The 12,940-nt window shown below is 63.0% G+C and carries 11 protein-coding genes; 9 read left to right on the forward strand and 2 right to left on the reverse strand.

Annotated features, from left to right (window positions below):
* Nucleotide 1: 1 nt before the first annotated feature.
* On the reverse strand, nucleotides 2-952 hold the full coding sequence (locus O9Z70_RS14835) for an ABC transporter permease (RefSeq protein WP_502870204.1): 951 nt from the start codon (nucleotides 950-952) through the stop codon (nucleotides 2-4).
* A gap of 168 nt (nucleotides 953-1,120) precedes the next feature.
* On the opposite strand from O9Z70_RS14835, the gene O9Z70_RS14840 reads away from it, so the two are divergent.
* The 9 genes from O9Z70_RS14840 to O9Z70_RS14880 all read left to right on the forward strand — a co-directional run bounded on the left by O9Z70_RS14840 (nucleotide 1,121) and on the right by O9Z70_RS14880 (nucleotide 10,779).
* On the forward strand, nucleotides 1,121-2,137 hold the full coding sequence (locus O9Z70_RS14840) for an ABC transporter ATP-binding protein (RefSeq protein WP_286022026.1): 1,017 nt from the start codon (nucleotides 1,121-1,123) through the stop codon (nucleotides 2,135-2,137).
* Nucleotides 2,134-3,147, forward strand: coding sequence for an ABC transporter ATP-binding protein (locus O9Z70_RS14845; protein WP_286020213.1), 1,014 nt, complete (start codon nucleotides 2,134-2,136; stop codon nucleotides 3,145-3,147). The genes O9Z70_RS14840 and O9Z70_RS14845 overlap by 4 nt, the downstream gene beginning before the upstream one ends.
* An 86-nt stretch (nucleotides 3,148-3,233) precedes the next feature.
* Nucleotides 3,234-4,502, forward strand: coding sequence for an NAD(P)/FAD-dependent oxidoreductase (locus tag O9Z70_RS14850; protein WP_286020214.1), 1,269 nt, complete (start codon nucleotides 3,234-3,236; stop codon nucleotides 4,500-4,502).
* Complete coding sequence (locus O9Z70_RS14855) at nucleotides 4,499-5,383, forward strand: NAD(P)-binding domain-containing protein (protein WP_286020215.1); 885 nt, start codon at nucleotides 4,499-4,501, stop codon at nucleotides 5,381-5,383. Before O9Z70_RS14850 ends, O9Z70_RS14855 begins: the two co-directional genes overlap by 4 nt.
* Nucleotides 5,380-7,395, forward strand: coding sequence for an alpha/beta hydrolase domain-containing protein (locus tag O9Z70_RS14860; protein WP_286020216.1), 2,016 nt, complete (start codon nucleotides 5,380-5,382; stop codon nucleotides 7,393-7,395). Before O9Z70_RS14855 ends, O9Z70_RS14860 begins: the two co-directional genes overlap by 4 nt.
* Nucleotides 7,396-7,409: 14 nt before the next feature.
* Complete coding sequence (locus O9Z70_RS14865) at nucleotides 7,410-8,612, forward strand: pyridoxal phosphate-dependent aminotransferase (RefSeq protein WP_286020217.1); 1,203 nt, start codon at nucleotides 7,410-7,412, stop codon at nucleotides 8,610-8,612.
* A 111-nt stretch (nucleotides 8,613-8,723) separates the two neighbouring features.
* Nucleotides 8,724-9,452: a GntR family transcriptional regulator gene (locus O9Z70_RS14870; RefSeq protein ID WP_286020218.1), complete on the forward strand. Its 729-nt coding sequence runs from the start codon at nucleotides 8,724-8,726 to the stop codon at nucleotides 9,450-9,452.
* Nucleotides 9,424-10,296: an alpha/beta hydrolase gene (locus O9Z70_RS14875; RefSeq protein ID WP_286020219.1), complete on the forward strand. Its 873-nt coding sequence runs from the start codon at nucleotides 9,424-9,426 to the stop codon at nucleotides 10,294-10,296. The genes O9Z70_RS14870 and O9Z70_RS14875 overlap by 29 nt, the downstream gene beginning before the upstream one ends.
* A 96-nt stretch (nucleotides 10,297-10,392) precedes the next feature.
* A complete protein-coding gene (locus O9Z70_RS14880) occupies nucleotides 10,393-10,779 on the forward strand; it encodes a Rid family hydrolase (RefSeq protein ID WP_286020220.1) in 387 nt (128 codons plus the stop codon).
* 78 nt (nucleotides 10,780-10,857) lie between these two features.
* On the opposite strand, the gene O9Z70_RS14885 is transcribed toward O9Z70_RS14880, so the two are convergent.
* The gene (locus tag O9Z70_RS14885) at nucleotides 10,858-12,933 is read right to left on the reverse strand and encodes a S9 family peptidase (protein WP_286020221.1); all 2,076 of its coding nucleotides are present in this window, start codon (nucleotides 12,931-12,933) and stop codon (nucleotides 10,858-10,860) included.
* Between the last annotated feature and the right edge of the window lie 7 nt (nucleotides 12,934-12,940).

The following is a 12,940-nucleotide window of genomic DNA, read 5'->3' on the forward strand; positions in this document are numbered from 1 at the left end:
ACTAACCTTTCTCGCCCAGGCGCACACGCGGATCCGCGACGGCATAGAGGACGTCCACGATCAGGTTGATCATGGCGAAGAAGAACGCGACGAAGATCAGGATCGAGGTGATCACCGGCACGTCGGCCTGCGTCAACGATCCAAGAAAGAGCGTGCCAATGCCGGGCCACTGGAAGACCTGCTCGACCACCACGGCGAAGGCGACCAGATAGCCGATCTGGATGCCGCTGATGGTGATGATGGGGATTAGCGTATTGCGCAGGGCATGGACGAAGTTGACCGGGGCGCTGCGAATGCCGCGGGCGCGGGCGAACCGGATATAGTCGGCGCGGAGCACTTCGACCATCTCGGCCCGCACTAGGCGGCCGACAAGCGCCATCTGGCTGATCGCCAGCGATAGCGCCGGCATGATCAGTGCAAGAAGACCTGTTCGGGTCAGCAGGCCCGTATTCCAGCCACCGACATTGACGGTCTCGCCGCGACCGAAGGACGGCAGCCAGCCCATATGCACGGAAAAGAAGAAAATCAGGAGGATGCCGACCACGAATGTCGGGAGCGAAACGCCGACCACCGAAGTCGTCATCAGCAGATTCGCCCACCACTTGTCGCGCCAGATTGCAGCGACAACGCCGAGCGGAACGCCCAGGGCGAGCGAAAGGAACAGACCGGCAAAGGCCAGTTCGAACGTGGCCGGAAGGCGCTCGACGATCACGTCATAGACTGGCCGCTGCGCCCGATAGCTCATGCCCATCTCACCGCTCAGGAAGCGGCCCATAAAGTCCATATAGCGCACGTGAAACGGCTGATCGAGCCCGAGCCGGGCGATCAGCGCCGCCCGATCAGCGGCGGTCGCTTCAATGCCCAGCATGCTGGTGATGGGGTCGCCGATGGCTTCGCCAAGCGAAAAGGCGATGAGACTGACAATGAACACGACCAATAGGGCGTGCCCCATTCGCCTGACGAGAAATTGCGGCGTCACAAAGCCACCTCCGAGAACAGCGTGTGTTAAGATATAAACTCATCATTCGATCATTAGATCAAGAGTGTTTACATTGTCCGGCACATAGTTCAGATTTTAGCGGCATCGGGATCACGGGCACAGGAGCACCTTTTGACAATCATGGACGCCACTTCGGCAGAGATCGTGCCAAGCGCTGCGCCTGTGCTCAGTGTGCGCAATCTCAATGTCGAGCTCACGATGATGGGCCGACGCATTCCCCTGGTGCGCGATGCCAGCTTCGATCTCGCCCCTGGCGAAATTCTGGGGATGGTGGGAGAATCAGGCGCCGGAAAATCCATGCTGGGATCGGCGATCATCGGCCTGATCCCGCCACCTCTGCGCCGGATTTCGGGCGAAATCCGGCTGGGCGATCTGCGTCTGGACCTGCTCAAGGAGCGCCAGATGGTCGAGCATCGCGGCAGCGGCATCGGCATGATCTTCCAGGATCCGCTGACCGCGCTGAACCCGGTCTTTACCATTGGCCGCCAATTGGTCGAAACCATCGAGCGCCATACCGAGCTGCGCAAAGGCGCCGCCATCGAGGAAGCGATTTCGCTGCTGCAGCAGGTGGGCATTCCGGCTGCCGCCGAGCGGCTCGATAGTTTTCCCCTCGAATTTTCGGGCGGCATGCGGCAGCGCGTGGTGATCGCGCTGGCTCTGGCCAGCCGCCCCAAAGTGATCATTGCCGACGAGCCGACCACGGCCCTCGACGTCTCGATCCAGGCGCAGATCATCCTGCTGCTCAAAAAGCTCTGCAAGGAGCGCGGCACCGCCGTCGTTCTCATCACGCACGACATGGGTGTCATTGCCAATTCGGCTGACCGTGTTGCGGTGATGTATGCGGGCCGTATCGTCGAGATCGGCCCGGTGAGGCGGGTGATGAGCGATGCGCAACATCCCTATACCCGCGCGCTGATGGCTTCGATCCCCGAGATCGGGCGCCGCTTGCCGCGCCTGCCGCAATTGCCCGGCGCCATGCCGCGGCCGGTCAACCTGCCCTCAGGCTGTTCCTTTCATCCCCGATGCGCCCATGCCTTTGACCGCTGCACTGCCGACCGCCCCGAACTTCTGGGCCCACAGCAGCACCGCGCGGCATGCTGGCTGGTCGAAACTGCTCACGAGACTACCGCACCATGACCGGATCTGATCGCCAGATTGACCAAGACGCTCCCCTTCTGGAAGTGCGCGGCCTCGTCAAAACCTTTGGCTCCGGCCCGGGCCTGCTCGACTGGGTGTTCAGGCGCCCCGGCCCCCGCCGGGTCCAGGCGGTGCGCGGCGTCGATTTCGACCTGCACAAGGGCCAGACCCTGGCGCTGGTGGGTGAGAGCGGTTGCGGCAAGTCGACAATCGCCGGATGTGTTTCCGGACTGACCTCCCCCAGCGCCGGCACGGTAAAGTTCCGCGGTGTGGACATGACGGAGATCGCGAGCAAGGCCACGCCGGAGCGCGCTCAGGTCCAGATGATATTCCAGGACCCCTATTCCTCGCTCAATCCGCGCTGGAAGGTCGGTCGCTCGATCGGCGATCCGATCCTGTCGCTCGGCATCGAGACCAATCGCGCCAAGATCCGTGAAATGGTTGGGGAATTGCTGACCCAGGTGGGCCTGTCGCCCGCCGATGCTGACAAGTTTCCGCACGAATTTTCGGGCGGCCAGCGGCAGCGCATTGCCATTGCCCGCGCGCTCTCGACGCGGCCGCAGCTGATCATCTGCGACGAGCCGACCTCGGCTCTTGACGTTTCGGTGCAGGCGCAGATCCTCAACAAGATGCGGGACCTGCAGGAAGAGCTGTCGCTCACCTTCCTTTTCATCACCCACGATCTTGGCGTCGTCGATCACATGGCCGACGATATCGGCGTCATGTATCTCGGCCAGGTGGTGGAGCGCGCCAGCCGCGACGATCTCTTCGCCCGGCCGCGCCATCCCTATACGCAGGCACTGCTTGGGGCCATCCCGCAGATCACGGCCGATGGATCGGAATTGCGGCCGCCGCAGGGCGAATTGCCGGACCCGGCGAACCCGCCATCGGGCTGCCCGTTCCGGACACGCTGTCCGCATGTCATCGCCCGCTGCGCCGAGGAGCAACCGATGCTTCGCCCGCTCGATGGCACTCTGGTGGCCTGTCACCGCGCCGAAGAAATCAGCTAAAAACACATTATCTACAGCGCTTGATCATACGATCAAAAGCTGTATGCTGATCATGCCGCGCAGTTTTGCGGCTGGGAGAATCAGGCTTGGAAACGCTTTGGACCCGCACGGCCCGCAATAAGATTGTGCCCGACACGGCCCTGCCCGGGCAGGTCGACGTGGCCATCATTGGCGGCGGCTTTACCGGCCTCACGGCAGCCCGCGAACTGGCCGGGGCCGGCCGCAGCGTCGCCGTGCTGGAAGCCAGCCATATCGGTGCCGGTGCCAGCGGCATGAATGCCGGTTTCGTCGTACCGAATTTCGCCAAGGCCGACCCGATCGCCGTGCGCAACAAGCTCGGCTCGGAGCGCGGCGATATTTTGCTGCGCCTCGTGGGTGACGCGGCCAATGCCGTCTATCGCACCGTCGAGGAAGACGGGATCGTCTGCGATGCGCGCCAGACCGGCTGGCTCAACCCGGCCTTCGGCGCCGCTGGCGCCGAAATGCTCAAGGCGCGCGCCGCGATGTGGCGCGATCTGGGTCGCCCGGTAACCTTTCTCAGCGCGGACGAGGTTCGCGAGCAGACCGGCATGGACATCTATAGCGGTGCCTTGCTCGATGCCGAGGGTGGCACGATTCACCCGCTCGACTATGTCCGGGGCCTGGCCATCAGCGTCCAAAGCCGCGGCGGCACTGTCCATGAGGGTCAGCGCGTCGACGAGGTGCAGCGCGACAATGGCGGCTGGCGGCTGATCATGCGCTCGGGCGCCACGATGCGGGCCGGAAAGGTTCTGCTCTGCACCAATGCCTTCACCACCGGCGCGGCCAACAAGATGGGGCGTTCGGTCGTGCCGCTGCGCGTCTACCAGATCGCTACCACGCCCACCGATCCGGCCATCGTCCAGCGCATTGCCCCTGATGCCCGCCCGGTCGGCGATACGCGCCAGAACCTGTTCACCTACCGTCTCGATCGCGATAATCGCCTGATCTCCGGCGGCATGGCGGCCATTCCGCTCGGCGCCTTTGCCCGGCTTGGCCGCAGCGTCGCCGAACGCCTATCCACCGAACTCGGGCTTGCCGAGCCGGTGCGTCCGGAAGTCGTGTGGACCGGCACGGCAGCGATGACGCCCGACTTCCTGCCCCGCATCTATCAGATGGGCGACGGCTATTTTGGCGGCATTGGCTGCAATGGCCGCGGCGTCGCCATGACGGCCCAGCTTGGCCGTGTCCTGGCTCGCGCCGCCATAGGCGAAGCGCCGGAGAGCCTGCCGATCCCGCTGCGCACCCTGCGTCCCCTGCCCTTCCACAGCTTCACGCCCATCGTCGCCTCGGCTGCCTTGCTGCAGGCGCGTCTCAAAGACAGGTTTTCAAAATGACGACTACGATCGGAATAGCCGGCGCCGGAAACATGGGTACGGCCATTGCCCGCAGCCTGCAGAAGGCCGGTGTGCCCGTATTGCTGCTGGCCCCGACCAGCGGCATCTCGGCGAGGCATGAAGGCTTCGAGATCGTCGCCGATGCCGAGGCACTCGCCAAAGGTTCGGACGTGGTGATCAGCGCCCTGCGCACCGGCGCCGAAACGGCGGCATTGCTGCCGCAATTGCTGGCCGGTGCAGCAGGCAAGGACAATTTCATCCATATCGACCAGGGCAATGGCGCGCCCGAGGTGGCGCGTGACTGCGCCAAAAGCTGGGCAGAACGGGGCCAGCTATTCGCCGATGCGCCGATGCTCGGGCCGCCGGAAAGCCTGGACAGCGGCAGAGCCCGCCTCCTGGTCGGCGCCAGCGACGATAGCCTGGCCCGGCTGAAAGAGCTCAATCTTCCCTATTACAAGGACCTGGTTCATGCGGGCGGGCCAGGCCAGGGTCACATGCTGCGTCAATTGCTCAACTTCATGGGTTATGGGCTCGTAGCCCTTTCCGCCGGCACGATTGCAACGGCCTCGGCCGTGGGCATCACCCCAACAGTGCTGCGCGACGGCGCCTTCGGCATGGGGCTCGACAGCGGGACATTCCAGACGCTGCTGGCCTCCGCGATCGACAAGACGATCCCGCACCGCCCGCTCTCTCTCGACTATATAAGCGGCGAATATCAGAAGATGCAGGACGCTTTCCCGAGCGTGGAAGGCGCGGACCTGATGGCCGCGACATTCCGCGACTTCTACGCCTTGGCCGCCGGAGACCAGGGCGACCGGATCATGGCCACGGCGCTGCCATCCCGCCTGGAAGAGCTCAATTCGGACAGCGCTTCGGCATGACCCAGGTGATCAGCCTCGATATCCGCGACCGGCGCCCCTTTGCGGGTGGCGCGACCTTCGGCGAAACGGGAAGCTACGAGCTGATCGTGGGCCGTGCGGAGCTTGCCTTGCGTCCGGACCAGATCGGTGCCGACGGGGTCTATGAGGCTGATTTCATCTCGAAGGACGATCAGGGCCGCATTCGTGCCACGACCGATATCTGGATGCTGGTGCCGACCGATGCCGACCGGGGCAATGGCAGCCTGCTGTTCGAATTCGTCAACCGCGGCAATAAGCGGATGCTGCAATTCTTCAATTCGGGGGCGGCGAGCAATCATCCGTCCTCGGCCAGCGATGCCGGCAATGGCTTCCTCATGCGGCAGGGCTTTTCGCTGCTGATCGCCGCCTGGCAGGGCGACGTTCTGCCCGGCGACCATCGCGTCGTCATCGATCTTCCCGGCTTTTCCGGCCCGGATGAGCGGATGACGGCGACCATTACCGCCGAATTGATCCATGAAGGCGGCCCGGTCGCGACCTGTTTGCCGCTTTCCGGCAAGACCGGCACCCGCTCCTATCCCGTCGCCGATCCCGAGACGGCTGTGCTGGTGCGCCGGCGCTACCCGCATAGTCGGGCAGAAGAGATCGGCCGGGACCGCTGGTCTTTCTCCTTCCTCGAGGGCGCTGGCGGCGGACTTGGGGCGGGCGACGTGCAGGGCGCCGAACAGGCCATCCTGCCTTCGGAGCGCCATATCTGGCTGCCGGAAGGCTTCCAGCCCGGCTGGATCTATCAGCTGACCTATAAGGCCTCGCAGCCCTTGGCCTTCGATATCGGCTTCGTCGCCGTGGGCGAGCTGGTGAGTTATCTGCGGCATTGCACAGACGCGGCCAACCCGCTGGCCGGCCGCCTCCGGCATACGATCGGCTGGGGACGCTCGCAATCGGGCCGCGCTATTCGTGATTTCCTCCATCGCGGCTTCAATCGCGACCATGCCGGGCGCCGGATTTTCGACGGCATGCTGCCCCATATTTCGGGCGGCGGTAAGACGACGATGAACCGGTTTCAGAACCTCGTGATCGCGGCGTCGCGCGAATATGAGGACAACCTCCATCCATCGGACCGCTTCCCGTTCAGCTATGCGCGCTCGACCGATCACCTGACCGGCAACACCGACGCGATCCTCAAGCGTCCGGACACCGATCCCAAGCTCATCCATACGCAGAGCGCCTCTGAATATTGGCACCGCCGCGGCTCGCTGGTGCATACCGACACACGCGGCAACGATCTCGAGCAGCCGGACAATGTCCGGATCTATCTCTGGTCGTCCTCGCAGCACTGGTCGGATCCCAAGCCCTCTTTGCCCCCTAAAGGCATGTGCCTGAACTATCAGAATATCGTGCAGACGGTCGCCTTCTTCCGCAGCACGCTGATGCTGATGCATCACTGGCTCGCCGAAGGCCGCACGCCGCCGGCCAGCCGGATTCCGCGGCGCAGCGATAGCAGCCTGGTCGAGGTCGCGGATTATCGCTTCCCCGCACCGCGCGGCCTGGCCTTGCCCAAGCAGGCGAACCCGCTCCATCTCGTCGATTATGGCCCGGACTTTGACGCCGGGCATGCCGCTCCGGCCCATCCGCAGGTCGACCGGTCGCAAAGCTATGCTGTGCTGGTGCCGCAGGCGGATAGCGATGGCAATGATCTCGCGGGTCTGCGCGCGCCCATGGTGGAGGCGCCGCTTGGATCCTATACGGGCTGGAACCTGCGCGCCCAGGGCCATGGCGCCGGCATGTTGCACGGTTTCTCCGGGAGCTACATTCCTTTCGCGGAAACGCCGGAGGAGGCAGAATTGACGGACGACCCTCGCCCGTCGATCGCATCACGTTACACCGACGCCTCAGCGTATAGCCTGGCCATCGAAACCGCAGCCCGTGCGCTGCTGGCCGACGGCTTTCTGCTCGAAGAGGACGTCATCACGGCTGTCGATACAGCCAAACACTTCGGCCGGGTGAATCATTCGCATTCGCTCGGTTGGATCTAAAGTAGGAAGACGACATGAGGCATCTCGCCCGCAGAATTACCGAGACCTCGAAGAAATCCTTCGGGATGTATGCGCGCGCCGCGGCCAGCGGGCGTGACGATCTCATCCATATGGAACTGGGCAAGCCCTATGCGGACACGCCCCAGCACATCAAGGATGCGACTATCGCCGCGATCCAGGCTGGCAATGTGCACTATTCCGACCTGCCCGGCGTGCGGCATCTGCGCGAGGCGATTGCCGAAAAGCTGCAGCGCCAGAACGAAATCGATGTCGGCGCCGACCAGGTGGTGGTCACCAATGGGCTGACCCACGGTTCCTATGCGGCGATCATGGCTTTCATCGATGACGGCGACGAAGTCATCCTGCTCGATCCGTATTATCCGCAGCATGTCGGCAAGGTGGAACTCGCCGGTGGCGTTCCGGTCCTGGCCAAGCTCGATGCGAAGAACAATTACGCCATCGACGCCGCCGCGATCGAAAGCAAGATCACGCCGCGCACCAAGATGATCATCCTGATCAATCCGTGCAATCCGACCGGCCGCGTCTATAGCCGCGAGGAACTGACGGCTCTCGCGGACCTCGCCATCAAGCACGACCTGCTCATCCTCTCGGACGAGGTCTATGAGGAAATCGTCTATGACGATGCCCGCCACATCTCTATCGCGTCCCTGCCCGGCATGGCCGATCGCACCATTTCGCTCTTTGCCTTCACCAAGAGCTTCGCGATGGACGGCTGGCGCATCGGCTATCTGACGGCCCCCAAGGCCGCCATCGGCGCCATCCTCAAGATCACTGCCAATGACGTCACCCACGTCAATACCTTCATCCAGGAAGGGGCGCTTGCGGCGCTGACCGGCGATCCGGAAGTGCTGGCACAGCTCGTCGACGACGACCGCAGCAAGCGCGACCGCGTAGTGACCCGCCTCAACCAGCTGCCCGGCATTACCTGCCCCTGGCCCGAAGGCACGATCTACGCCTTCGCCGATGTGTCGGCGCTGGGTCTGCCTTCGCAGGTCCTCTCGGAGCGGTTGATGGACGAAGCGGGCGTCGTCGTGGAATCGGGCAGTTTCTACGGCGCGGCCGGCGAGGGTAAGATTCGCATCTGCTTCGGTTCGCTGTCGATGGAAGAAATCGATCTGGCCTTGGATCGCATCGCCGATTTCACGCGAGGCATAACCGATCAGATAACTTTCGATCAGGACGAAATCTTTCCATAGCCGCGTGTTGCGAAAGGCCCTGATTGATCATACTAGCGTTGTCTGAAGTAATAAGGGTCGTCTTTGAATGGTGTTTTTGGAGACGAACGCGAGGAACGAGGGGACAACCTCATGGCCAGTATGAAATTCTCAGCGGGTGACTTCAAGCCTGTATCGTCGCGCAAAACCGTTCATGACCTGGTCTATGAGCAATTGCGTGACGCGCTGATGTCTGGGGCCTTCGAGGCGCGCAAACCGTTCACGATCTCCTCGCTCTCAGAGCGATTCCAGACCTCGCATATGCCGGTTCGCGAAGCGCTGCGCCGCCTGGCATCGGAGAACGCGCTCAAGATCTCGGCGACCGGCACGGCCTATGTGCCAGCGATCACCGCCGAGGAATTGAAGGATATCAGCCGCGCCCGCATCATCGTCGAAGGAGCGACGGCCCGGCTTGCCGGCGAGAAGCTGAGCCCCGAGGATGTCGCGGAATTGCAGCGCATTCTCGATCACCACCGCAAGAGCGCCAGCGCCGGCGACATTTCCGAAATGACCGCCGCGAACCGCGCCTTCCACTTCCATATCTATCGCGCTGCGCAGAGCCCTGTCCTGCTCAGCCAGATAGAAAATCTCTGGCTGCGGTCGGGCCCCTATGTTCGTTTTCTCTCGGATCGCATGAGCGAGCTGCTCAAGACCGAGCACAAGGCGGGCTTCACCGATTATCACGCCGCCATGGTCGATGCCATTCGCGCCAAGGACTGGGCCGCACTGGGAGCAGCCTGCGAAGCCGATATCCGGTCCTCGCAGGACCTGCTGCTCGAAGCCATCGAGGCAGATGGCGAAACCGATCCAAACATCGGCTGACCGAATCGGCTGGGGAGACCGAGAGATAGTTGAATTTCCGACCCAGGCCGCCCTGGACGAACAATTTTCCCTAGACCGCGTCAAAAATCTCGACGCGCTTTTTGCCCGACGCGCCCAGGCCGCCGAGCAGGCGCGTGCCCGTTTCGAGATGGTGCCAGCCATCTCCTATGGGCCCCATCCAGACCATAGGCTCAACATCTTCCCCGCTGCGGGCGAACCGGGCCCGGTTCAGGTTTTCATTCATGGCGGCTTCTGGCGCTCTCTCGACGCCAACCTGTTCAGCTTCCTGGCTCCGGGTTTTGTGCCTTTCGGCGCAACGCTGGTAGTGATCGACTATCCGCTCATGCCGGTGGCGCGGATGAGCGACGTCGTCCAAGCCTGTCAAATGTCGCTGGACTGGATCGCGGGCAATATCGGCAGATATGGCGGCGATCCGGATCGGGTGTTCATGTCGGGCAATTCGGCAGGCGGCCAATTGGTGGCCGAACTGATGGATGGCGCCGGGCAAAGGATCAAGGGCGGCGCGGCGCTCAGTGGGGTATTTGACCTCGAACCGGTCAGCCGCTCGTTCCAGAATGACAGCCTTCAGCTGACCCCGGCCGAGATCGAACGCTACAGCCCTCTCAACCGTGCCCTCAGGATTTCTGCTCCGCTGCTGGTCGCTGTTGGCGGCCGCGAGACCGAGACGTTCATCGACCAGTCCGCGCGACTGGCCGAACAGATCGGCACAAAGGCCATGATCGTTCCGGAGGCCGACCATATTACGATCGTCCTCGACGCCCTGGCCGATCCTGCGGCCGAGCTGAACCGCAAAGTGCGCCAGCAGATGGGGCTCATGGCCTAGCCCGCCGATGGACAATGGCAAGGATTCGCCGGTTCGACATTGCAACCCTCAACCGGTTCTGATCATATGATCACAAAAATCCTGGAAGGAAATATCATGTCGTCAGATCGCTGGACCATCTCGTCGGGTTCGAAGTTTGAAAAGCTGGCCGGCTATTCGCGGGCCGTGGTCGACAATGAATGGGTCTTCGTCTCCGGCACGTCCGGCTATGCGCCGGATGGCAGCATGTCCACCGATGTGGTCGAACAGACCCGCCAGTCCCTGCGCACGATTTCGGCAGCGCTGGAACAGGCAGGGGCCACGCTGGCCGATGTGGTCCGCGTCGTCGTCTATGTCGCCGACCGCAATGACATCATGGCCGTATCGCAGGTGCTGGGCGAAACCTTCACCGATCCCCGCCCGGCCAATACCACCATTACCTGCGGCTTTGCCGTGGACGAAATCAAGATGGAAATCGAGGCGACGGCGCTCAAGCGCCGCTAAGCGGTTTTCCCGAAATGGTTGCGGCGCCACTCCGGATAGAGCGGCGCCGCAACAAGCCTCGGCAATGGCGCCTCGCGCTCAGCCCTTGAGACTGCGTTCGAAAAAGGCGGCGAGCTTGCCATAGGCAAAACGGGTCAGTGGCCAATCCTGTTTGGACCAGGCATGGCCGGTGCCCGGCAGGGTCACGAGCTCGAAATGCTTGCCCTGCGAAATCATCTTTTCCACCAGCGCCATCGTGTCGGCATAAAGCACCACCTCGTCCTTGGTGCCGTGGATGATCATCAATTCGTCTTCGAGCCCGGCAGTATGGAACAAGGCGGACTGGGCGCGATAGCGCTCGATATAGTCTTCGCCCTCGGTCAGGCCCATGATCCAGCCCTGTTCGGGATAGGCGTGCCAGACATTGGTGGCCGGAGCCCCGGCAACGCCGGCGGCGTAGAGACCCGGTTTCTTGAACAACGACATCAGGGTCATCAGGCCGCCATAGCTCGAACCCCAGATACCGACGCGCTTGGCATCCGCGTAGCCGAGACCGGTCAGCGTCTTCACGCAATCGGCAATGTCCTCGATATCCTGGGTGCCATAGCTGTTGAGCTGCGCCTTGTTCCATTCCCGACCGCGGCCAAAGCTGCCGCGGATTTCCGGGCTGACGACCACGAAGCCGCGCGCGGCCAGATATTGGTCGATACCCCAGCTCGGATGGGCGGCGCGGCCGCCCCATTGATTGAGCAGGCCATCCGAATAGACGGAGCCGACGACCATGGCATTGCTGCCATCCTGACGGAAGCCCGGCGGGATCATGACGCGGGCCAGCAATTCCGCGCCATCCACGCTGCTGGTGAAGGCAATATACCGGACCTCCGCCCATTGCCGCTCGGCAAAGGCGGGCAGTGGCGAGCGGGTCAATTGCACCGCCGGCGCATCAGCGGTCATTGGCTGCACAAACAGCTCCGGCGGGGTCCTGTCATCGCTGAACAGATCGACGAAAGCGCTGAAATCCGGTGCATAAGTGGGGACGTGGATGCCGGCGGGACCGGTCAGCCTTTGCACCATGCCGCCATCGATCGCCACGCTATAGACATGGCGTTCGGCGGGATGCGCCTCATTGGCGATGAAATAGATCTTGCCATTGGCGGCATCCAGGGTGAACTCGGCGATTTCCCAAGGACCTGAGGTCAGTGGCACGAGGTCCGCACCGGCCGCAGGCAATAGGTGCAGGTGATTGAAACCGTCGCGATCGGTGAGGACGATCAGGCTCTTGCCATCGGGCGCAAAATCCACCTGCCAGTCCGGGCGGATCTTGAGCGGGTCATGGGCGGAGAAATGCACCGCCCGCTCCCCGGTCCGCGTGTCGAACAGAAAGATCGTATAATTCTTGATCGACAGGTCGCTGCTGCTGATGAACAGCGAAGAGCCATCGGGGGAAAGGCCATAGCCCCAGATCGCGTCCTCGCCATCGGGGCGTTCGAACCAGCTGATGGCGCCGGTACCGAGGGAAACGAGCCCGACGCGACGGCGGGTGAGCAGGTCTCCCGGGAAGGCGCGGGTGAAGCGATCCTTGCGCGCCTCCGAGCGCGCATCATAGGCGATCTCGATCTTGCGGGTATTGGTGTCATCGGCTTCGACAAAGACGATGCTCGCGCCATCCTTGGCCCAGTGGAATGACTCGACACCCACAAAACCGGCGCCCGACACGATCCGGCGGGCGGCAGTGGGAGCGGCGGCATCGCTCACCATCAGGGAATTGCCGCTGAGAAAAGCGAGCTGGCGCCCGTCGCGGGAGGTCGCAAGCGCGCTGACGCCGCCCGCACCCATGGCCAGTGGCGCCACGCTGCCATCAGCGCTTGCACCATAGAGCTGACCATCCATGACGAAGGCGATCCTGCCATCGGCCAGCCAGGCCAGTTCGACGATGCCCGGCGGTTCGCCACTGATCTGATCCTGGCCCAGAAAGGTGCGGCGGGTGAGCTTTTCCGCCTGGCGATCCCAGACCCAGATGTCTCGAAACGTGTGCCCCGCCTCGTTCCAGAGAAAGGCGACGCTTTGGCCATCGACTGACCAGCGGCTGCCGATCGGCAAATTGCCGATGATGCTGGGCTCGCTATAAAGGGTCTCGAAGCTCAGTTCCGGGGCGATGGAAGCGGGTGACGACATGGATTCA

This window comes from Devosia sp. YIM 151766 (genome assembly GCF_030285925.1).
Classification (GTDB): Bacteria; Pseudomonadota; Alphaproteobacteria; order Rhizobiales; family Devosiaceae; genus Devosia.

What these genes read in the sequence shown, in the direction of transcription:
- O9Z70_RS14835 (WP_502870204.1), bottom strand. Translation starts at nt 952, where the DNA reads ATGGGGCACGCCCTATTGGTCGTGTTCATTGTCAGTCTCATCGCCTTT.
- O9Z70_RS14840 (WP_286022026.1), top strand. Translation starts at nt 1,121, where the DNA reads ATGGACGCCACTTCGGCAGAGATCGTGCCAAGCGCTGCGCCTGTGCTC.
- O9Z70_RS14845 (WP_286020213.1), top strand. Translation starts at nt 2,134, where the DNA reads ATGACCGGATCTGATCGCCAGATTGACCAAGACGCTCCCCTTCTGGAA.
- O9Z70_RS14855 (WP_286020215.1), top strand. Translation starts at nt 4,499, where the DNA reads ATGACGACTACGATCGGAATAGCCGGCGCCGGAAACATGGGTACGGCC.
- O9Z70_RS14860 (WP_286020216.1), top strand. Translation starts at nt 5,380, where the DNA reads ATGACCCAGGTGATCAGCCTCGATATCCGCGACCGGCGCCCCTTTGCG.
- O9Z70_RS14865 (WP_286020217.1), top strand. Translation starts at nt 7,410, where the DNA reads ATGAGGCATCTCGCCCGCAGAATTACCGAGACCTCGAAGAAATCCTTC.
- O9Z70_RS14870 (WP_286020218.1), top strand. Translation starts at nt 8,724, where the DNA reads ATGGCCAGTATGAAATTCTCAGCGGGTGACTTCAAGCCTGTATCGTCG.
- O9Z70_RS14875 (WP_286020219.1), top strand. Translation starts at nt 9,424, where the DNA reads ATGGCGAAACCGATCCAAACATCGGCTGACCGAATCGGCTGGGGAGAC.
- O9Z70_RS14880 (WP_286020220.1), top strand. Translation starts at nt 10,393, where the DNA reads ATGTCGTCAGATCGCTGGACCATCTCGTCGGGTTCGAAGTTTGAAAAG.
- O9Z70_RS14885 (WP_286020221.1), bottom strand. Translation starts at nt 12,933, where the DNA reads ATGTCGTCACCCGCTTCCATCGCCCCGGAACTGAGCTTCGAGACCCTT.